This window comes from Paraburkholderia phytofirmans (assembly GCF_046028095.1).
Lineage (GTDB): Bacteria > Pseudomonadota > Gammaproteobacteria > Burkholderiales > Burkholderiaceae > Paraburkholderia > Paraburkholderia phytofirmans_A.
Genome location: NZ_JAQQDJ010000006.1, coordinates 252,111 through 272,635 on the forward strand (window position 1 = coordinate 252,111; position 20,525 = coordinate 272,635).

Annotated in this window: 16 protein-coding genes and 1 pseudogene; 7 read left to right on the plus strand and 10 right to left on the minus strand. The window is 60.6% G+C overall.

From position 1 onward, the window contains the following. Positions 1-155 precede the first annotated feature (155 nt). Both PQR54_RS19415 and PQR54_RS19420 read left to right on the plus strand, forming a co-directional pair. Positions 156-719, plus strand: coding sequence for a peroxiredoxin (locus PQR54_RS19415; protein WP_408248468.1), 564 nt, complete (start codon positions 156-158; stop codon positions 717-719). Positions 720-829: 110 nt separating this feature from the next. Next, the gene (locus PQR54_RS19420) at positions 830-1,294 is read left to right on the plus strand and encodes a hypothetical protein (RefSeq protein ID WP_408248470.1); all 465 of its coding nucleotides are present in this window, start codon (positions 830-832) and stop codon (positions 1,292-1,294) included. A 407-nt stretch (positions 1,295-1,701) separates the two neighbouring features. On the opposite strand, the gene PQR54_RS19425 is transcribed toward PQR54_RS19420, so the two are convergent. The 8 genes from PQR54_RS19425 to PQR54_RS19460 form a co-directional block, all read right to left on the minus strand. Beyond that, positions 1,702-2,088, minus strand: a complete 387-nt coding sequence (locus PQR54_RS19425; protein ID WP_408248472.1) for a PAAR domain-containing protein — start codon at positions 2,086-2,088, stop codon at positions 1,702-1,704. Between the two features lie 22 nt (positions 2,089-2,110). Then, positions 2,111-2,683, minus strand: a complete 573-nt coding sequence (locus PQR54_RS19430; protein WP_408248474.1) for a hypothetical protein — start codon at positions 2,681-2,683, stop codon at positions 2,111-2,113. A 188-nt stretch (positions 2,684-2,871) separates the two neighbouring features. Next, positions 2,872-5,379, minus strand: a complete 2,508-nt coding sequence (locus PQR54_RS19435) for a type VI secretion system Vgr family protein (protein WP_408248476.1) — start codon at positions 5,377-5,379, stop codon at positions 2,872-2,874. Between the two features lie 291 nt (positions 5,380-5,670). Beyond that, entirely contained in the window at positions 5,671-8,988 is a 3,318-nt protein-coding gene (locus PQR54_RS19440; protein ID WP_408248478.1) for an efflux RND transporter permease subunit, read from the minus strand. Between the two features lie 3 nt (positions 8,989-8,991). Further along, positions 8,992-12,114 (minus strand): MdtB/MuxB family multidrug efflux RND transporter permease subunit, encoded by a 3,123-nt coding sequence (locus PQR54_RS19445; protein ID WP_408248480.1) that lies wholly within the window; start codon positions 12,112-12,114, stop codon positions 8,992-8,994. Between the two features lie 18 nt (positions 12,115-12,132). Beyond that, a complete protein-coding gene (locus PQR54_RS19450; RefSeq protein WP_408248482.1) occupies positions 12,133-13,542 on the minus strand; it encodes an MdtA/MuxA family multidrug efflux RND transporter periplasmic adaptor subunit in 1,410 nt (469 codons plus the stop codon). A 366-nt stretch (positions 13,543-13,908) separates the two neighbouring features. Continuing rightward, positions 13,909-14,745 carry an IclR family transcriptional regulator gene (locus PQR54_RS19455; protein WP_408248484.1) on the minus strand — a complete coding sequence of 279 codons (837 nt, stop codon included), beginning with the start codon at positions 14,743-14,745 and terminating at the stop codon, positions 13,909-13,911. 514 nt (positions 14,746-15,259) lie between these two features. Continuing rightward, positions 15,260-15,604, minus strand: coding sequence for a hypothetical protein (locus PQR54_RS19460; RefSeq protein ID WP_408248486.1), 345 nt, complete (start codon positions 15,602-15,604; stop codon positions 15,260-15,262). Positions 15,605-15,705: 101 nt separating this feature from the next. On the opposite strand from PQR54_RS19460, the gene PQR54_RS19465 reads away from it, so the two are divergent. Both PQR54_RS19465 and PQR54_RS19470 read left to right on the plus strand, forming a co-directional pair. After that, entirely contained in the window at positions 15,706-15,897 is a 192-nt protein-coding gene (locus PQR54_RS19465) for a hypothetical protein (protein WP_408248487.1), read from the plus strand. Between the two features lie 118 nt (positions 15,898-16,015). Then, positions 16,016-16,288: a hypothetical protein gene (locus tag PQR54_RS19470; protein WP_408248489.1), complete on the plus strand. Its 273-nt coding sequence runs from the start codon at positions 16,016-16,018 to the stop codon at positions 16,286-16,288. Here the strand turns inward: PQR54_RS19470 and PQR54_RS19475 are convergent. Continuing rightward, positions 16,288-16,425, minus strand: a pseudogene (locus PQR54_RS19475) (muconate cycloisomerase); the annotation flags it as partial. The gene PQR54_RS19470 and the pseudogene PQR54_RS19475 sit on opposite strands and share 1 nt — an antisense overlap. A gap of 105 nt (positions 16,426-16,530) precedes the next feature. Continuing rightward, positions 16,531-17,454: a LysR family transcriptional regulator gene (locus PQR54_RS19480; RefSeq protein ID WP_408248491.1), complete on the minus strand. Its 924-nt coding sequence runs from the start codon at positions 17,452-17,454 to the stop codon at positions 16,531-16,533. A gap of 174 nt (positions 17,455-17,628) precedes the next feature. On the opposite strand from PQR54_RS19480, the gene catA reads away from it, so the two are divergent. The 3 genes from catA (at position 17,629) to benB (ending at position 20,520) form a co-directional block, all read left to right on the plus strand. Beyond that, positions 17,629-18,564 carry a catechol 1,2-dioxygenase gene (catA, locus tag PQR54_RS19485; RefSeq protein WP_408248493.1) on the plus strand — a complete coding sequence of 312 codons (936 nt, stop codon included), beginning with the start codon at positions 17,629-17,631 and terminating at the stop codon, positions 18,562-18,564. A gap of 112 nt (positions 18,565-18,676) precedes the next feature. Further along, entirely contained in the window at positions 18,677-20,035 is a 1,359-nt protein-coding gene (locus tag PQR54_RS19490; RefSeq protein WP_408248495.1) for a Rieske 2Fe-2S domain-containing protein, read from the plus strand. Beyond that, positions 20,032-20,520, plus strand: a complete 489-nt coding sequence (benB, locus tag PQR54_RS19495) for a benzoate 1,2-dioxygenase small subunit (RefSeq protein WP_408248497.1) — start codon at positions 20,032-20,034, stop codon at positions 20,518-20,520. The genes PQR54_RS19490 and benB overlap by 4 nt, the downstream gene beginning before the upstream one ends. Positions 20,521-20,525: the final 5 nt, after the last annotated feature.

Consider the following 20,525-nt stretch of genomic DNA (forward strand, 5'->3'; position numbering starts at 1 on the left):
GGCGTTCACGGCAACGACTTCTGCATCCTGCAGGCTGGTTCTTACGTACCTTGTGAGTACGTGGTCCAATAGCGAAGTTGGCCGGCGTTCTCCCGAACGCGGCGGCCTTGGCTTCATGGGACGAACCGCGTGCATCCACGCCTGGAGAAAAGCAGATGAAGAAGAAATTCATATCGGCCGCACTGGCCGCCGCCGTGTCGGTGGGATTCGCCATGCACTCGCTGACGGCCTCGGCGACCCTCAAGCCGGGCGATGCCGCACCGGACTTCACCGCGCAGGCTTCGCTGGGAGGCAAGACTTATACGTATTCGCTGGCCGACGAGCTGAAGAAAGGTCCGGTGGTGGTGTATTTCTATCCGGCGGCCTTTACCAAGGGCTGCACGATCGAAGCCCACGAGTTCGCCGAAGCTGTCGACGAATACAAGAAGTATGGCGCGACGGTGATCGGCGTGTCGCACGACAACATCGACACGCTGACGAAGTTTTCGGTGAGCGAGTGCCGCAGCAAATTCCCGGTGGCGGCCGATGCCGATTCGAAGGTGATCGGCGCATATGACGCTGGCATGCCGATGCACGCTTCGATGGCCAATCGCGTGTCGTATGTGATCGCGCCGGATGGCAAGATCATTTACGAATATACGAGCCTCTCGCCGGAGAAGCATGTCGAAAATACGCTGAAGGCCGTGAAGGATTGGGCGGCGGCGCATAAGCAGCCTTAAGGTCGAGTTGGGCGTCCGCGCAATTTTCGCAATGGTTTTTTGCGGTGTTCTTGCTGCGAGCGCGGCGGGTATTGCACGTGCTAGGCTGCGTTTTTTTCTGTGAGCTTGCGATGCCGATTCTCGTTGCGTTGATTGCGCTGATCGCGCTGTGCTATGGCGCGGTGCGGGCGTTTGATGCCTTGCAGGCGGCTTTTGGGCTGGGTGTTGCTGTTGGCGTTGCCGTGCTGGTGGCTTTGCTGCTGATTGCCGCGCTGGGTTATTGGTGGCGGCGCCGCAAGGAAGTGGCTTCCAACGTTCGTGATGGAGATTGGACTCACGAACTCAAGGGCAGTTGGGGGATGGTGCGGCTTGCTGCCGGTAAGCGGTTGTGTGAGATCCGTCTTGGTGAAGAGCAGGGGGCTTATATTTTTGCTGATTTGCTCGGGGCGGAGGTGCAGGGTGATGCTGCTCAATCGCAGGTTGCTTTGAAGGTCAAAGATGCCAGGCATCAAACCTGGGTCTTGCCAATGCGGGATGAGCGGCAGGCTAAACAATGGGCGCGGATTTTGGTGCTCGCTGTGGAGCAGAAGCTTTAGGGGTTGGTTTTCCGGGTTGGTCTTTCCGTGATTTCTTTGCGGTCTAAGAGCGTTGCCCCTGTGCGGGGCGGTGCCTTCTTTCTTTGCCTGTAGCCAAGCTGCGCGAGCCGGGGCGCTCCCTTGAGACCCTGTTGCGGACATGTGCGCCGGAAGGTGCCGGTCCACCAGCATTCAGGCCAGCAGGCGGTCAAAGGGGAAAAAAACCCCGCCTGGTTACGCCTGTCACTTTGGTGGACCAGCAGGCCCATTCGATCACACTTCAATGCACCCCAGTAGCGTTGTGTCGAAATTTGACAATCGACCGGCGTTGCTTCAAGTATCCGTTTTCGGCCTTTGCTGACGGTCTTCCTTTGCGCGCGTATTCGTGCCGCGTATTCGTGCCGCGTATTCGTGTCGCGTACTCGTGATTACTCACGCAGACTCGAAATCAGACTGCATCCGCAGGTGGCCTGATGGCGCTGCCGCGCAACGGGCGTACCGCAATCGGTTATTCTCGTGTCGCCTTCAAGGATCATATTGGGCTGGACATCGGGGTGCAGCGGGCATTCTATGAGATCGCCCTTGCGGGCCACGCGCCGCCCGGCATAACGGAGGGTTTGGGAGGCGGTGACGACTTGGCCGCCGTGGGCGGTGGTGTCACCGAGTCGGATGAGGTCGATCATTAAGGTTGATTTCACATTCAGTACTTGGTGAAGTTTAAAAGACGGTGAACATGTCCGGAGACAGCCCACCTGTGCTTTTCTGTCTCGAGTTCGCCGAGCCGCAAAGACAAGTAACCAGGATGTTCTGTCCATCTGAGAGCCAATATTTTCTGAATCATTTTATTTTCACGGATTGCAAAATATGCGTTGTGGCTCTCGCAGCCTCAACTTTCGATTTGCGATTCGGCATTTCGCCGATCCAGTATGTGAGGGACACCGTTTTGCCTTTCTCAGACACGACCAGTTCGTAGCATTCCGCACCATAAGCATGCGATCGACCGCGACTATCTGTCGTCGGACAAGCTGGAAATGCCTCATAGGCCGTTCGCCCGGTACCCATTGACCTCTTCGGCGCAACTATAGTTGTTGCGCTAAAAAGCATCAGTGTTCCGTCTTCGCTATACCAGTACGGCTTTACCCCGTCGTAGGAGCCACATTGGCGTATATCACCCTTGCACACCGTCAAGATATCGTCGGCGTCGACATCCTTGAGATGAAGAAGGCAGGTATAGAAATTACTCTCTGAATTCGCATCGACTTTCACACTGTTGTATCGATTGTCCGGGTATGAAAGCGCAACATGCCCATCTTCATATGTCCGGGTACCCGTTTTTGCAAAGACATTCCGGTTTGCGAGAAACAGGCATCCGCATAACGCTGCCACGGACAATTTCTCAAACAAACTCATAAGACGTTTCCAAAAATTTTTGCAACCTTAACGTGTGGCGGGTTCTATTTCGAGTCCATTGTCACCACCATTGATTGCTCTTGTGACGCGCTGGATTCGTGTCTCTGTGACCCCGACGTCATTCTGCTGCGGCTGTGCTGTCGGGAGAAAAGGAGGGCTAATAATCACGGTGCTTTATGACGAGGCCTTCAGAGGGAATGTGTATAGCCCTCAGTCGGCGTACCGGAACCGAACGGCGCGAAACTGGGTAGCTGAGCGTCGGGGCCTGGAACGTCCCACGATGCGGTCTTTTCGAGTATCGGGCCCGGCGACCCGTTGATGATCCCGTTGCCATTGACCTGGATGTACGAACCGCCCGCGCCGATCCATACTTCCTTTGCCGCTGTGATGACAACGCGGCCACCAGTGCTGGTGACCGTCATGTCCTTTAATGCGGTAAGCGCCATTTCGTCGCTTTGTGCCTGAACCTCTACCTTGCCCTTGGCAGCTATCAGTCTCATGCCAAGCTGATACGCGAACAGCGAAACGGCACCTCGCACCGCGGCGAACAACGAGCGGCCCGAAGCAATGCTCACATCGCGCCCGGTCGTCAATGCCAGGTCATACCGGCTCGCAAGATGAGTACTCTGCGCCGCCGTCATGCCGATCCCCGCAGCGCTCGCGATTACCATATCGGGCCGCGCCAGTTCCGGAAACGGATTGACGTCCGATTTCGCCTCGCCGCGAATTGCGCTGTTCTGCGCCTTGATGTCACCAACGGCGTCGCGCTGGTCAGTGCCGTCCTGCTGGGCGGTGTGCTGCCGCGCAACCTCCGCCATATCCTCATGAAGTTCGCGCGCCTGCGTGAGTCGCTGCACCGTCTCGCCCATGTCCTTGACGGGGGCCGTTGCACCCGCTCGTGTTTCGGTGCTGATGACCATGCCCCGATTGGCGCGCAGCGCGCCCCATGAATCCGTTGCCAGTTCCCACCCCTGGCCGCGTTCCTCCTTGCGCCCGTCGTTGCCGTCGATGTGCGTGTTATAACCGAGCACCAGCCGCGACTGCGCATAATCGCTGCTGACCTGTACCTGAAGTTTGCCGGGTGTATCGTCGGCGACGATCTGGTTGGCCTGTAATCCGTCGAGGTCTCGAGTGCGTGTGCCGCTCAGTGCATGATTGGCCGGCAGTTTCCACGGCGGTTGTCTGAACCGGTTGACCATCCGGTCAGCAATGTAGGGCTTGTCAGGGTCGCCTTCGTGATAATTGACCGTCACCTCGTCGCCGATACGTGGCACATAGGTCGTGCCGAACGAGTCACCCTGCCATGGCGATGACACGCGCACCCAGCAGCTTGCGTTTTCGTCCTTCGGCCTGTCCAGGTCCCACAGGTAGCTGATTTTTACCCGCCCGTACGCATCGACCCAGGTGGTCCGGTCTTTCGGTCCGACCACGACCGCCGTTTCCGCGTGACAGCGCGGCTTCTTTTTCAGACGGTTCCTGAAGAACCGGTCGGACGGTTGCAGCACGAAGTCGGTCACGCACTCGTAGCGGCGTTGGTCGGGCATTCCAGCCGACACTGTCGTCTCGCTCACGCTAAGGATATCGACCGTCGTGGACACCACCAGATACTCGGCGTTGATAGCCGGCTCCGGGTGATCGGTGAGCCGGAACGTCCTGCCCGTTTTCAGGCCGAGCAGGTTGCCGCGCCCTCTGAGACGCTCATTGCGCGAGTAAAGCGCATAGGCCCGCACGCCTGCGAGATAGCGGGCTTCCTCCAGATAACTGTTAGGCTGACCGGACAGGCCCATTGCGCCGGCAAGCGGCTGTGAGTAGTCGCCCCAGTGCCGTTCTTCTGCCAGGTGCAGGTCGCCGAACGCGTCGTGTTCCTCGGGTAGATTTTGACGTGCGCGCGTGTAGTCGTAATCGACCACGCTCACTTTGGCGGCGGTGATCCTGCGCGACGCATTCAGGCGGTAGATGTACTCCTCGTCGATGCGCCCGGCGCCGGGCGCGTGGTAGCGTATTGAGTCGTAGGCTTTCCCGTGAGGCCGGTGAGCACCTGGTGCGTCACAGAACACGAGCCGGTTGTCATCCTCGAAGTAATACAGTCCCCATTCTCGCCACAGGCGGGTCAGGAAATCGAAGTCGGATTCCCACATCTGACGGACGAAGTCGCGCTCCGGGTAGCCGTTTTTCAGCCTGAAGGCGGACACCTTCATGTCGTACAGAATCGGATAATCGGCCAGTATATCTCTGGTGATATCCAGCACGCTTCTGTTCTGGAATATGCGGCTGCGCGACGTCTTTGTGGTCAGCCACAGTGCGGGCCGCACGACAAGGCGGTAGTACATGTGGCGGTCATCGGCGCCGGTCAACTCGACTTTGCTGATGATCCCCGTAATCGTCCTGACGCCGGCGCCGACGTTTGCAGCACCGCCGTAGCCGGCGATGCCGGTGACAAATGTTCCCTTCCCGTCGAACTCAATCGAGATCGTCACTTCTTTGCCGACCAGTTTATCGGGAGTGATCTGACGGCGAGTGCCGGTCGCGGAAATAATCGGCGAGCAGGTTGTCGCCATGTCCAGCGAGTACCTGTACAGCTTGCCGAGTGCCTCCGTGCCACGTAGCCGCACGGGAAACAGGATCTGCTTGCCGCGCTCGACAGGGAAGGCATCGCACGAGACACACAGGGTGCGAGGCTGGATGGGGCTATACATGGCCCCTCCATAGCCTGACGTGATACAGCAGGTCCTCGCATGCCTTCATATGCCGTTCCCCGTTAATTTTTTTATTATCGCATCGGCGCTATCACGCGTATATAGGATTGCTGTAAAGATTCGTCAATGGAATTAAATGGATAAGTATTCCGCATAATCATAAAAATGATTAACGGACGAATGCAGGTTCTGGAAACCTCGTTTGAGGAGATTGCCGCCCGTACGGGCGGCGTGAGGTATGGGCCGTTCCAGTTCCACCGCCACGCTGGAACTGGCCACACGGCAAAACCATCAAGTAGCAGCCGTCCCAGCGCGGCGCCCCTTCCGGGACTCCCACCTGACCCGAATCCGATCCATATAAAGATACACAACCGGCGTCGTATAAAGCGTGAGCATCTGACTCACAATCAACCCACCCACAATCGCAATCCCCAGCGGCGCCCGAAGCTCGGCCCCTTCACCCCGCCCGAACGCCAGAGGCAAAGCCCCCAGCAACGCAGCAAAAGTCGTCATCATGATCGGCCGGAATCGCAGCAAACAAGCCTGATGAATCGCATCCCGCGAGGACAGTCCCTGCCGCGACGCTTCAATAGCAAAGTCCACCATCATGATCGCGTTTTTCTTCACGATCCCGATCAGCAGAATCACCCCGATCAACGCGATGATGCTGAACTCCGTCTTGAACAGCAGCAGCGCCAGCAACGCGCCCACGCCCGCCGAAGGCAACGTCGACAGAATCGTCAGCGGATGGATATAGCTCTCATACAGCATCCCCAGCGCGATATACACGGCGGCCAGCGCGGCCAGAATCAGGATCGGCTGATCGGACATCGACTGCTGGAACGCCTGCGCGGTCCCCTGGAAACTGCCGTGGATCGTCCCCGGCATGCCGATCTGCGCCATCGTGTCGTAGATCGCCTGGGTCGCCGTCGATAGAGAAACGCCCGGCGGCAAATTGAACGAAATCGTCGAGGCCACGAACTGGCTCTGGTGATTCACGGACAGTGGCGTGCTGCCCGGTCCGAAACTCGCGATCGCCGACAGCGGCACCATGGTTTCCTTCGCAGTCGACACCGCCGCGCCCGACGAAGCGCTCGACTTGCCGCTCGCCGCAATCGAATTGATCGCCTGATTGCGCGCGGAGTCGGCGGCAATGCTCGCCGCGCTCGAAGCAGTCGTGCCCGCCGTGCCGCCCGTCGTCGCACTGATCGATGAAGTTGCCGCGGCGGTCGCCGTCGTCACCGTGCCCGCCGGCGCGTTGGTGGTCTGCGCGCCGCTCGCGCTGCCGCCCGACGTGCTGATGTAAATCTGCTTCAGCATGTCCGGACTCTGCCAGTACTTCGGCGCGACTTCCATCACAACGTGATATTGATTCAACGGGTTATAGATCGTCGACACCTGACGCTGGCCGAATGCGTCGTACAAGGTGTTGTCGATCTGCGCCGGCTTGATACCGAGGCGCGCGGCGGTGGCCCGGTCGATCGTTACCATCGCTTCGAGGCCGCCTTGCTGCTGGTCGGAATTCACGTCCGCGAGTTCGGGGCGCGCCTGCAACGCCTCGGTGAGCTTCGGTCCCCACAGGTACAGGTCGGGCGTCGAATCGGCCAGCAGCGTGAACTGGTACTGCGCGTTCGACTGCCGTCCGCCGACGCGAATGTCCTGCACCGCCTGCAGGAAGGTCCGCGCGCCGGCCACGTCGCCGAGCGGCGCGCGCAGTTGCTGGATCACCTGATCGGCGGAGGCCTTGCGCTCCGACTTCGATTTCAGCGTCACGAACATGAAGCCGGAATTGGTCTGCCGTCCGCCGGTAAAGCCGGCCACGCTTTCCACCGCCGGGTTCTTGCCGACGATCTCCATCATCTGCGCGAACTTGCCTTTCATGGACTGGAACGAGGTGGCCTGGTCGGCCTGAATGCCGCCCACCAGCCGCCCCGTGTCCTGCTGCGGAAAGAAACCCTTCGGCACGATGATGTACAGCCACACGTTCAGGCCGATGGTCAGCAGCAGAATCGTCACGATCAGGCGCGGATGCAGGAGCGCCCAGCCGAGCGTGCGTTCATAACCGCGCTGCATCGACGCGAAGCCGCGTTCCAGCCAGCGGCCGAAACGTCCTTCTTCTTTTTTCTCGTGCGGCTCGCGCAGGAGGCGCGAGCACATCATCGGCGTGAGCGTGAGCGAGACGATCAGCGACACGCCGATCGCGAGCGAGAGCGTCAGCGCGAATTCACGGAACAGACGCCCGACGATGCCGCCCATCAGCAAAATCGGCAGGAACACGGCGACCAGCGAAATACTGATCGATAGCACGGTGAAGCCCACTTCGCGCGCGCCGAGAAAGGCCGCCTTAATGCGCGGCACGCCGTTCTCGATATGTCTCGAGATGTTCTCCAGCACCACGATCGCGTCGTCGACCACGAAGCCGGTCGCGATGGTCAAGGCCATTAAGGAAAGGTTGTCGATCGAGAAGCCGAGCAGGTACATCGCGCCGAACGTGCCGATGATCGAGATCGGCACGGCCACGCTCGGAATCAGCGTGGCGCGCCAGTTGCGCAGGAACAGGAACACCACCATCACCACCAGCGCGACCGCGACCACCAGCGTGCGCTCGGTGTCTTTCAGCGAAGCGCGGATCGTGGTGGAGCGGTCGGCGGCCGGCGCGATCTCGACGTCGGCGGGCAGCGACGCGTGCAGTTGCGGCAGCATCGCCGTCACACGGTCGATGGTGTCGATGATGTTCGCGCCCGGCTGACGGTACAGAATCACCAGCACCGAACGCTTGCCGTTGAAGAGGCCGAGGTTGCGCAAGTCTTCAACCGAATCGACCACCTCGGCCACGTCGGAGAGCTTCACCGCCGAACCGTTGCGATAGGCGATCACCAGATCCCTGTATTGCGACGCCTTGCTGGCCTGGTCGTTGGTATAGATCTGCACGCGCTTCGGGCCGAATTCGATCGAGCCTTTCGGGCTGTTCGCGTTGGCCGCGGCGAGCGCCGCGCGCACGTCTTCGAGACCGATGCCGTAGTGCGAGAGCGCATTCGGCTCCAGTTCGACACGCACGGCCGGGTTGGCCGAGCCGCTCACATCCACTTCGCCGACGCCGTCCACTTGCGACAGCGACTGTTGCAGCACGGTGGCCGCGGAGTCGTACAACTGGCCGGCGGTGAGCGTTTTCGACGTGAGCGCCAGAATCAGAATCGGCGCGTCGGCCGGATTGACCTTGTGATACGTCGGATTGCTGCGCAAGCTTGCCGGCAGATCGGCGCGCGCTGCGTTGATCGCGGCCTGCACGTCGCGCGCGGCGCCGTCGATGTCGCGGTTCAGGCCGAACTGCATGGTGATGCGCGTCGAGCCGACCGAGCTCTGCGAGGTCATCTCGGTGACGTCGGCAATCGAGCCGAGATGCCGTTCGAGCGGACTCGCGACGCTGGTCGCCACGGTATCCGGGCTCGCGCCTGGCAATGTTGCCTGCACCGAAATGGTCGGGAAATCGACTTGCGGCAGCGGCGCCACCGGCAGCTTCGTGAACGCAAAAATACCGGCCAGCGCGATGCCGATCGCCAGCAGCGTGGTGGCGACCGGGCGGGAGATAAACGGACGCGACAGATTCATCGCTCAGTTCCCTGCGTCGGTGACGGGCGGCGTAGGCTTGCCGCGATTGAAGCGCTCACGCGCGCGACGGCCGAGCGAATCGAACGCGAGGTAGATCACCGGCGTAGTGAACAGCGTCAGCAACTGGCTGACGATCAATCCACCCGCAATCGCGATACCGAGCGGACGGCGCAATTCCGAGCCCGCGCCTGTGCCAAGCATCAGCGGCAGTGCGCCGAGCAGGGCGGCGAGCGTGGTCATCAGAATCGGCCGGAAGCGCAAGAGGCACGCCTGGTAGATTGCTTCGCGCGGCGGTTTGCCTTCCTCGCGCTCGGCATAGAGCGCGAAGTCGATCATCATGATCGCGTTCTTCTTCACGATACCGATCAGCAGCACGATACCGATGATGCCGATGATGTCCAGATCATGTCCGGTGATCAGCAGCGCCAGCAGTGCGCCGACACCAGCGGACGGCAGCGTGGAGAGAATCGTGATCGGATGGATAAAGCTTTCGTACAGCACGCCCAGCACGATATACATCGTGACGATCGCCGCGAGAATCAGGAACAGCTCGTTCGACAGCGACGCCTGGAACGCCAGCGCTGCGCCCTGGTAGCGCGTCTGAAACGACGCGGGCAAGCCGATGTCCTTCTCCGCCTGATCGATCGCCTTGACCGCCGCGCCGAGCGACGAACCCGGCGCGAGGTTGAACGACACCGTGGTGGCCGGGAATTGGCTCAGGTGCGTGACCAGCAGCGGCGCGGGCTTCTCGATGAAGCGCGCGATCGACGACAGCGGCACCTGACCGCCCGTGGAGGTGGAAGAGGGCAGATAGATCGACTTCAGCGATTCGGTGTAATGCTGCATCTCCGGCTGCGCTTCCAGAATCACGCGGTACTGGTTCGACTGCGTGAAGATGGTGGAGATGATGCGTTGACCGAACGCGTCGTACAGCGCGCTATCCACAGTGGCCGGCGTGATGCCGTAACGCGACGCGGTGGCGCGGTCGATTTCGATGTAGACCGACTGGCCGTTGTCCTGCAGATCCGTGGCCACGTCGGCCAGCTCGGGCGACTGCTTCAGACGCTCCACCAGCTTGGGCACCCACGTAGTGAATTCGCTGATGTTCGGATCGGTCAGCATGAACTGGTACTGCGTCGGGCTGACGGTCGAGTCGATTGTCAGATCCTGCACCGGCTGCATGTACAGCGACGCGCCCGGAATATGCGCGACGTCACGTTGCAACTGGCGGATCACTTCGCTCGCGGTATTGCTGCGGTCGTCGCGCGGCTTCAGGTTGATCAGCATGCGGCCGCTGTTCAGCGTGATATTGCTGCCGTCCACGCCGATGAACGAGGTCAGGCTCTCTACGTCCGGATTCTTCAGGATCTGTGCGGCGAGTTCCTGCTGGCGCTCCGCCATCGACGCATATGACACCGACTGCGGCGCCTGCGTGATCGCCTGGATCACGCCGGTGTCCTGCACCGGGAAGAAGCCCTTCGGAATGAACACATACAGCACGCCGGTCAGCACCAGGGTTATCAGCGCGACGACCAGCGTGGAGCGTTGCCGGTTCAGCACCCACGTGAGCGCGACCGCGTAACGCGCGATCACCCAGTCGATCGCGCGGTGCGCCTTGGCTTCGAAACGGTGGCTCTCGTGCGGCGGCGTGTGGCGCAGCAGTTTGGCGCACATCATCGGCACGAGCGTGAGCGACACGACCGCGGAAATCACGATCGTCACGGCGAGCGTAATGGCGAATTCGTGGAACAGCCGGCCGACCACGTCGCCCATGAAGAGCAGCGGAATCAGCACGGCGATCAGCGAGACGGTCAGCGAAATGATCGTGAAGCCGATCTGTTTCGAACCCTTCAGCGCGGCTTCGAGCGGCGCTTCGCCTTCCTCCACGTAACGCGCGATGTTCTCGATCATCACGATCGCGTCGTCCACCACGAAGCCGGTCGCGATGGTTAGCGCCATCAACGATAAGTTGTCGAGCGAGAAGCCGCACAGGTACATCACGGCGAGCGTGCCGATCAGCGAGAGCGGCACCGAAAGGCTCGGAATGATGGTCGCGTAGACGTTGGCGAGGAACAGGTACATGACCAGCACGACCAGCACGACCGACATGGCCAGTTCGAACTGCACGTCGCGCACGGAGGCGCGGATCGTGGTCGTGCGGTCGGTGACGACTTCCACGTCGAGCGCGGCGGGCAGCGCCTGCTGCAATTGCGGCAACAGCTTCTTGATGCTGTCCACCACCTGGATCACGTTCGCGCCCGGCTGGCGTTGCACGTTCAGGATGATCGCGGGCGTGCCGTCGACCCACGCGCCGAGCTTGGTGTTCTCCGCGCCCTGCACGATAGTGGCGACGTCGGTCAGCATTACCGCGCGGCCGTTCTTGTACGCGACTACCGCGCTCTTGTAGGCGTCGGCGTCGGTCAACTGGTCGTTCGCGTTGATCGTGTAGTTGCGCGTGGGGCCGTCGAAGTTACCCTTCGGCGTGTTGACGTTCAGGTTGGAGATGGTGGTGCGCAAGTCGTCCAGATTCAGACCGTACGCGGCGAGCGCACGCGGATTCGCCTGAATCCGCACGGCCGGGCGCTGGCCGCCCGACAGGCTCACCAGGCCCACGCCCGCCACTTGCGAAATTTTCTGCGCGAGACGCGTGTCGGCCAGATCCTGCACCTGCGTGAGCGGCAGCGTCTTCGAGGTGATCGCGAGCGTGATGATCGGCGCGTCGGCCGGATTGACCTTAGCGTAGATCGGCGGCGCGGGCAGGTCGGACGGCAGCAGGTTGCCGGCCGCGTTGATGGCGGCCTGGACTTCCTGCTCGGCGATATCGAGCGGCAGATCGAGACTGAACTGCAGCGTGATGATCGACGAGCCGGCCGAACTTTGCGACGACATCTGATTCAACGACGGCATCTGCCCGAACTGACGTTCGAGCGGCGCGGTGACCGACGACGTCATCACGTCCGGGCTCGCGCCCGGATAGAAGGTCTGCACCTGGATCGTCGGGTAGTCGACTTCAGGCAGCGCCGAGAGCGGCAAGAAGCGCAGCGCGACGAGACCGACCAGCATGATCGCCGCCATCAGCAGCGCGGTGCCGACGGGACGCAGAATAAAAGCGCGAGATGGATTCATGCGGTAAGTGCCGTGCCTTTATTGCGAGGCTTGCGCCGCGTGTTTGCCATGATGCGCGTGGGGGCCGGATGCGCCCGATGCAGCGGCCGCACCGCTGGCGCCGCGAGCGCCCGAGGCGCCGCGAGGCTTGTCGGCCGGAATCGTGATTTTCGCGCCTTCCTTGAGACGGTCCGAACCGTCGATCACGACGCGCTCGCCGACGGCCAGGCCGGATGCGATGCTGGTGCGCTCGCCATCCACGGGGCCCACCTTGACCGGCCGGACCGTCACGGTGTTGTCCGCCTTCACGACGTACACGAACGGGCCCATCGAGCCGTTTAGCACGGCCGGTGTGGGCACGATCACGGCGTCCTTGATCGTATCGACCAGCAGGCGCGTATTCACGAACTGATTGGGGAACAGCAGGTTCTTGCTGTTCTGGAAGATCGCGCGCAGCTTGACCGTGCCGGTGGTGGTGTCGATCTGGTTGTCCAGCGTTTCGAGCATGCCGCCTTCGAGCGACGTGGTGTTGCTGCGGTCATACGCGGTGACCGAGAGCTTCGCGCCCGACTGGGTCTGCTGGATGATCTGCTGCAGGTTGTCTTCGGAGGTCGTGAAGATCACGCTGATCGGCTGCAACTGCGTGATCACGACGATGCCGTTGGTCAGACTCGGCGTCACGTAGTTGCCCGGATCGACCTGGCGCAAACCGACGCGTCCCGACACCGGCGCGGTGATGCGCGCATAGACGAGGTCGAGTTTGAAAGTGTCGATATTGGCCTTGTCGGACTTCACCGTGCCTTCGTATTGACGCACCAGCGAGGCCTGCGTATCCACCTGCTGGCTCGCGATGGAGTCTTGCGAGAGCAACGTCTGGTAGCGCTTCAGGTCGAGGCGGGCGGTTTGCAGCAGGGCCTCGTCGCGCGCGAGCGTGCCTTGCGCGTTGTCGAGCGAGATCTGATAAGGGCGTGGGTCGATCTGGGCCAGCACGTCGCCCTTTTTGACCATCTGGCCTTCCTTGAAATACACGTCCTGCAGCGTGCCGCTCAACTGCGGCAGCACGGTGACGTTGGCGAGCGGCGTGACCGTGCCGAGGGCGGTCAGCACCACCGGCATTTCGCCCTGCGTCGCGGCCGCCACGTGAACCGGCTGCGGCATGTTGCCCATCGCGCCGCCGCGGCCGGCACGCCCGGCGCGGGCGCCGCTCGCATCGCTGGCGCCGGCCGCGCCGCTCGCGCCGCCGCCGGGACCACCCCACGGATGCCAGCGCCACAGCACCACGCCCAGGATGACCAGTGCGGCGATGATCAACGCGAGCTTGCGGCCGCGGTGCCGCTTCACCATGCCTGGCGGCGGGTTCGATGTGCCGGCGGGGCCGCCGCGGGAGGACGGTTGGGAAGCCGGAGGAACAGGGCGTGTGGTTTCCGAATGCTTTTGTTGTTCGTCCATCGGTTCGGTCAGGTGACTGGCTTGGATGTGAGCCGCTCGCGCGTTCGTGCCGTTTCGACAGTTCGGCGGACCGGCACGCGAATGGCATGACAGGCGGTTTCGACAACGGGTGCACCGCGCTCGTTCAGCGCGATCCTACCCGAGGCGCGGGACGGAGATGTTAACGCAATGCGGCATCGAAACAGGCGGCCGGAACGTTATCGAAGGAGAAAACGGCAAGCCGGGCGCGCGCGTCCCGCGACAGGAAGGCATGATCCTACGTCGCAGGCTCTGTAACAGTCCACCCGGGTATTTTTCTTTTGATTACGAAGGTTACAGGATTGCTTGCAAAAAGCTTCGCCGCCGACCGGCGAGCGAGCGGCCGGTTCAGGTATCGAGGCGCCGCCCCGGCGTGCCGCCGATCTCCAGCACGATTCTGGCGACGCACTCTAGCAACGCTGGCGCCGCGCGCGAGATCAGCCAGTCGCGTGGACATTGGTCGGCTGAGCCGCCGCAATTGACCGCGTAGCGTTCGCCCGAGGGGCCTGTGAAACCGAGTGCGATTGCGTTCAGTCCGTCGTACCATTCGCCCGTGGCGATCGCGAAGCCGCGCTCGATGGTTTCCTGTAATGCGCTGTCGAGCCGGCTCCCGACGTGGCCCCAGTCGTCGCCTTCGGCGGCCTGCAAGCCGATCAGCAATTTTTCCCGCTCCGGCGCTTCGAGCGCGGCCAGATAGGCGCGGCCGATGGCGGTGCGGCTCAGATTCATGCGCGAGCCGATCTCGAGGCGCGACACCAGCACCGCCGAACGCGGCCGGATCGCGTCGATCACCACCATGTCGAGGCGGTCGCGCACGGCCAGATGCACGGACAACGCCGTGCGTTCGGCCAGTTCGATCAGGAACGGCCGCGCGCGAGCACGGATGTCGAAGTTGCGCAGAAAACCGTTGCTCAGCTCCAGCACCGACGAGGTCAGCACGAAACGCTCGCTGTCGGGCAGGCGGAACAGGAAGCCCGCGCTGACCAGCGTGGCGGTGATTCGCGATACGGTGGGCTTGGGAATGCCGGTCAGTTCGGTCAGTTCGCGGTTGCTGAGCGGTGCGTCGGCGGCGGCGACCGAGCGCAGCACCGTCAGGCCGCGCGCGAGGGCGGTCACTTCGTCGCCGGAGCCGTCTTTGTCTCTTGCCGGGTCTGCCGCGTTTCGGGAGGGCGTGGGTCGGTTCATGTGTTTTTTTGGAACTTTATTTCAATTTCTTACCTCGCGGCCCCGCAGGCGGTTGTCTCTCAAGCGCCTGCGGCGGCCCCAAAACGGGGCATCGAAGTAATTTTTCATCAGAAGATTCATTGTATCGGAATATTTTTCCGCGACGAGTGAAGCCTCTTTAGATTTTGCTTGACTTAGTCAGCATAACCATAAAAAATGGAATCTCATTTCGAAAGACGGTTTCAGGTTCCGCATTTTGAAGTTTCGAACCTGCCGTGGCCCGCACAATGTCTGTGTCGAGTGTCTTCTCATAGTCCACCGTAACAGTCCATGTCGCGCTCTGCACACGCGCGCATCGCAGGCCAAACTTTCGAATACCGTCTCTCAGGTTCTAGCACGGCCCTCGGAATGGCTAGAACTTTTTAAGGCGTCACGGCAACGTGACGCCTTTTTTTTTCGGCTATTGGCAAACAACGGTTCGACGACAAGCGCCGAACAATGACCAATAACCCTATCTGTCACGCCCGAACGTGTTTTAGAGCGCGTCGTGGCAAAGCGCCATCATCCTTTGGACCATTGTGCTCGAGCCGTTGAGTTCCATCTCGCTGGTGAAAAGAGCGTTGATGCTGGACAGCCGGACGGCGACGCCGGCCTCCAGCAAATCCTTGCTGGCAATCTTCAGAGCGAGCTGGCCGATGCGGACCCTGTCCAGCCAGCCCATCTTCAGCCCATTTTTCTTGAGCCATTGACGGCAGCACTCGACGACATGGTCCACTCGCCATTCGCTAGTCAGAGCGTAGGACGCAGCCGCAATCGCGACCAGGAAACATAGCAAGTCGGGACGCGCGCTTTCGCGCTCGCTGAATTCAGGTTTAGTCATGTCTCGCGGCTTGCCGGTGCAGTTAAACAAACCCAGCACATGTGGGCGAAGACGCGCGAATCAATACGGCCGAGACCGACAGTTGGCACTGGGATAGTGTTATGTATCTGCGTCCGATGGACATTCGTTTTCATAAAGCGCCAAGTGGCGGTTTTATCGCACCGGGACACTGGAACAATTCTGTGCTGCGTCAATTCTCCAACGCTGATGGCGTCGTGCAGCATTTGATGGACGAGATGTTCACGCAGACCGGCGAACACACTGCTGTCAGGACGAATGCGGCTTCGAACTAGAATGTCTGGCGTGTTGGTGGCTCTCGATGAAGGGCCTGCCTCGGGCCGCCGCCGACAGCAAAGTCCCAGTCCGTCTCACTCACGTTGGACTGACTCGAGCAATCGGAAGGAGACTCGGATGATACGCAAGACGCTCAATGCCTCGCAGCTTCAGCAGGAAGTCAACCGGCGAATTCATCGGCTGCAGGAAATCGTCGAGGATGGGGTGAAGATTCGTGTGCCGCGGCCGCAGTTGCAAGAGCCCGACAAGACAGGCTGCAACTGGAGCATGACCCATTTCGGCAACGCGGCCGGCTTCGAGCGCGACATCGAAGGCGTGCTCAAGGCCGTGCGCGCGGAATACAACCTTAGTACCGAAGTGAAAGACAACGGCAACCCGTTTGGGGACTAGCCGCGAAAGACTTCGCTCGAGCGCAGACGGACGATTACCAGGGTTTGTTGCTGCATCGTCGCCATGGCAAGCTGATGCGCGCGGATGGTTGGGACATCAACCAGAATCGCTTCGACAGAGGTGATTTGGGCGTTCACACCTGGAGTGTTGGAGTGGAGGGGTTGCTGAAGTATTGCGTGCGCAATAACCGCCTGTCCAACACCGTCGACGTCTAGTGCCATACCTCCGGGGAATGGCGGATCTCATCGCTCGGAATCGTTACGGGGTGCAAAGCTTATCTTTTCCTCCTCGTACAGCCGATAGATGAGTTCAAGCATTTCCCGAATGTCGCGCGACTCGTCGAGCGCACGCATGCTCATGATGATCGGCGAAACCAGCGTGGGGTCGTCCAGTTCCTTGTAGCTCACATCGTCTCGCTTCAGGCCGTACACGCTGCTCGGGACGACAGAAATTCCTTCGCCCGCTGCCACGAGGCCTAGCGCAATCTGCAACTCCCGCACTTCATAGATCCGGCGAGGCTTGAGACCGCGGTCTTCGAATGCCGACAGCACCTGGTCTGCATAACTGGGGCGCGGCGCCTTGGGGAAAATAATCAGCGTTTCGTTGACGAGGTCACTGAGTGCGAGGACGGGCTTGGCCAGTGAGAGTGGATGGCCCTCCGGGAAGGCAACGATCATCTTCTCCTCGCGGAGAATCACCCGGCGGATGTTGGCGTCCTCGTGCCGAATGCGGCCGAACCCGACATCGATCTGACCGTCCTTGAGTGCTCGAATCTGGTCCATCGTCGACATCTCGTGAAGGCTGAGTTCGACGGTAGTGTTCTCGTCGCGAAAGCGCCGGATGATTTTCGGCAGCATTCCATACAACGTCGAACCCACGAAACCGACCGAGAGGCTGCGCTCGATGTTGCCTACGCGGCGCGTCATGGATTCCAGTTCGGACGTCTGAGCCAGTAATTGGACGGCGTGAGCATAAAAGAATTTACCCGTCTCGGTGAGCTTCAACGGACGCGAATCACGCTGGAACAACTGCACCTCGAGGATCTCTTCGAGCTGCTGGATCTGGCGGCTCAAAGGCGGTTGCGCCATGTTCAGCCGCTGGGCCGCGCGCGTGAAATTACGTTCCTCGGCTACGGCGACGAAATAACGAAGATGCCGCAGTTCCATTTCAATACCTCGTGGATATAGACCGATACTAAATCAGTGTTGGACGAGGCCTTCTGGCGTCCATTATTCTGCATTCACACTCTGTTTCAGCACCCATTATACCTCTCAAGCATATTCAAACGGGCGCTAAACCAAGGGTTTACCCCATCAGAAAATAGAGATTCAGGAGCAGACATGAGCGTCAAAGTGTTCGATACGAAGGAAGTGCAAGACCTGTTGAAGGCTGCTGCCAACGTGGGCAGCCAGGACGGCGATGCTCGCGCCAGGCAGATCGTGAATCGCCTGCTTGGCGACCTGTTCAAGGCCATCGACGACCTCGACATGACGCCCGACGAAATCTGGGCCGGCGTCCACTACTTCAACAAGCTCGGTCAGGACGGCGAAGCTGCGCTGCTGGCTGCCGGTCTCGGTCTTGAGAAATACCTCGACATTTGCATGGACGCGGACGACAGGGCGGCTGAAATTACCGGCGGCACGCCGCGCACCATCGAAGGTCCGCTGTATGTCGCCGGTGCGCCGGTGCGCGAAGGCGTGTCGAGAATCGATATCGATCCGGACGAGGATGCCGGCCCGCTGGTGATCCGCGGCACGGTCACCGGCCCGGATGGCAAGCCCGTTGCGGGGGCGCTGGTCGAATGCTGGCACGCCAACTCGAAAGGCTTCTATTCGCACTTCGACCCGACCCGCGCGCAGAGCGAGTTCAACCTGCGCGGCGCGGTCAGCACCGGCTCCGACGGCAAGTATGAGTTCCGTACGCTCATGCCGGTAGGCTACGGTTGCCCGCCGCATGGCGCGACCCAGCAATTGCTGGACGTGCTCGGCCGCCATGGCAACCGCCCGGCGCATGTGCACTTCTTCGTCACCTCCGACAAGTCCCGCAAGCTGACGACGCAAATCAACATCGAGGGCGACCCGTTGATCTGGGACGACTTCGCTTACGCCACTCGCGAAGATCTGATTCCCCACGTGGTTGAAAAGACCGGCGGCGCTGCGTTGGGAATGAAGACCGATGCGTATAAGGAAATCCAGTTCGACATCGAGTTGACTCCGCTGATTCAGGGCAAGGATAACCAGCTCGTGCATCGCCCGCGCGTGTCTCTCAGCGCCTGACCGCTGAACGCGGCCGCTGCGTCATACCACTGCTGCCGCTCAATCCTTCGCAAGAATCTTTCGACACTGATGCGCGTGCTCCATGACCCGGAGCACGCGTAGGAGAGCACTCATGTCCGCAACTTTCGACAAAGCCTCGCAACTCGATGAACTGCTGCACACCGCGGTTCAGGACGACAAGCAAAACGGTGTATTCCGTTGCCGCCGCGACATCTTCACGAACGCCGAAGTGTTCGAACTCGAAATGAAGCATATCTTCGAGAGCAACTGGGTATATCTCGCGCATGAAAGCCAGATTCCCAATAACAACGACTACTACACCACCTGGATCGGCCGCCAGCCTGTCGTGATAACTCGCGACAAAAGCGGTGAACTGCACGCGGTCATCAATGCCTGCGCGCACAAAGGCGCGATGCTGTGCCGTAAAAAGCACGGCAACAAAGGCACTTTCACGTGTCCTTTCCACGGCTGGAGCTTTGCCAACACCGGCAAGCTGCTGAAAGTCAAAGACGTGAAGACCACCGAATATCCGATTCAATTCAATACCAACGGCTCGCATGACCTGAAAAAAATCGCACGTTTCCAGAGCTATCGTGGCTTCCTGTTCGGCACGCTCAACGCGGACGCGATTCCACTCGAGGACTACCTCGGCGAGACGAGGGTCATCATCGATCAGATCGTCGACCAGGCCCCGGACGGGCTGGAAGTATTGCGCGGCAATTCATCGTACATCTACGACGGCAACTGGAAGATGCAGATGGAGAACGGCTGCGACGGTTACCACGTCAGCACTGTGCACTGGAACTATGCCGCGACGATGGACCGGCGCAAGGTCGAAGGCACCAAGGCCGTGGATGCGAACAGCTGGAGCAAGTCGGTAGCCGGCGTGTACGGGTTCGAGCACGGCCACATCCTGTTGTGGACCAAGACGATGAACCCGGAAGTGCGGCCGGTCTATCAATACCGCGACGAAATCAAGGCGCGTGTGGGCGAGGTGAAGGCGGATTTCATCGTCAACCAGACCCGCAATCTTTGTCTGTATCCGAACGTGTTCCTGATGGACCAGTTCAGCACGCAGATTCGCGTCGTGCGTCCGATCAGCGTGGACAAGACCGAAGTCAGCATCTTCTGTTTCGCGCCGAAGGGCGAGAGCGCATCCGACCGGGCTACGCGCATCCGCCAGTACGAAGATTTCTTCAACGTCTCGGGCATGGGCACCGCGGATGACCTCGAAGAATTCCGAGCCTGCCAGGCAGGCTATGCCGGCACCACAGCAATGTGGAACGACCTGTCGCGCGGCGCGCCGCTGTGGGTCGAAGGAGCCGACGCGAATGCAAAAAATATGGGCCTTAAGCCACTCATTTCAGGCGAGCGCAGCGAAGACGAGGGCCTGTTCGTATGTCAGCACGAGTACTGGGTCCACGTGATGCGCGACGCACTCAGGAAGGAACAAGGGGAGGCCGTGGCATGAGCTTCGATCACCATAAAGTTTGCGCCACGCTGTTCCGCGAAGCGCGCCTGCTGGACGACCGTCAATGGGACGAATGGCTTGCCTGCTATACCGAGGACGTCACGTACTGGATGCCGGCGTGGGATGACGACGACCAGCTCACCGACGACCACGAGAGCCAGATTTCGCTGATGTATTACCCGGACCGTGGCGGCCTGGAAGACCGTGTGTTCCGCATCAAGACCGAGCGCAGCAGTGCGTCGATGCCTGAACCGCGAACCAGTCACAACGTTACCAATGTGGAAGTGCTGGCCGAGCGCGAGAACGAAGTGGACGTGCGCTACAACTTCAACACGCTCAGCCACCGTTACAGAACAACCGACCAGTTTTTCGGCACGATGTTCGTCACTCTGCGCAAGGTCAACGATGAACTGCTGATCTGCTACAAGCGCATCGTGTTGAAAGACGACTACATCCGCCAGGTACTCGACGTCTATCACGTTTGAGCGCA

Coding starts and splice junctions, on each gene's coding strand:
- PQR54_RS19415 (WP_408248468.1), top strand. CDS start 156: ATGAAGAAGAAATTCATATCGGCCGCACTGGCCGCCGCCGTGTCGGTG.
- PQR54_RS19420 (WP_408248470.1), top strand. CDS start 830: ATGCCGATTCTCGTTGCGTTGATTGCGCTGATCGCGCTGTGCTATGGC.
- PQR54_RS19425 (WP_408248472.1), bottom strand. CDS start 2,088: ATGGACAGAACATCCTGGTTACTTGTCTTTGCGGCTCGGCGAACTCGA.
- PQR54_RS19430 (WP_408248474.1), bottom strand. CDS start 2,683: ATGAGTTTGTTTGAGAAATTGTCCGTGGCAGCGTTATGCGGATGCCTG.
- PQR54_RS19435 (WP_408248476.1), bottom strand. CDS start 5,379: ATGTATAGCCCCATCCAGCCTCGCACCCTGTGTGTCTCGTGCGATGCC.
- PQR54_RS19440 (WP_408248478.1), bottom strand. CDS start 8,988: ATGAATCTGTCGCGTCCGTTTATCTCCCGCCCGGTCGCCACCACGCTG.
- PQR54_RS19445 (WP_408248480.1), bottom strand. CDS start 12,114: ATGAATCCATCTCGCGCTTTTATTCTGCGTCCCGTCGGCACCGCGCTG.
- PQR54_RS19450 (WP_408248482.1), bottom strand. CDS start 13,542: ATGGACGAACAACAAAAGCATTCGGAAACCACACGCCCTGTTCCTCCG.
- PQR54_RS19455 (WP_408248484.1), bottom strand. CDS start 14,745: ATGAACCGACCCACGCCCTCCCGAAACGCGGCAGACCCGGCAAGAGAC.
- PQR54_RS19460 (WP_408248486.1), bottom strand. CDS start 15,604: ATGACTAAACCTGAATTCAGCGAGCGCGAAAGCGCGCGTCCCGACTTG.
- PQR54_RS19465 (WP_408248487.1), top strand. CDS start 15,706: ATGTATCTGCGTCCGATGGACATTCGTTTTCATAAAGCGCCAAGTGGC.
- PQR54_RS19470 (WP_408248489.1), top strand. CDS start 16,016: ATGATACGCAAGACGCTCAATGCCTCGCAGCTTCAGCAGGAAGTCAAC.
- PQR54_RS19480 (WP_408248491.1), bottom strand. CDS start 17,454: ATGGAACTGCGGCATCTTCGTTATTTCGTCGCCGTAGCCGAGGAACGT.
- catA (WP_408248493.1), top strand. CDS start 17,629: ATGAGCGTCAAAGTGTTCGATACGAAGGAAGTGCAAGACCTGTTGAAG.
- PQR54_RS19490 (WP_408248495.1), top strand. CDS start 18,677: ATGTCCGCAACTTTCGACAAAGCCTCGCAACTCGATGAACTGCTGCAC.
- benB (WP_408248497.1), top strand. CDS start 20,032: ATGAGCTTCGATCACCATAAAGTTTGCGCCACGCTGTTCCGCGAAGCG.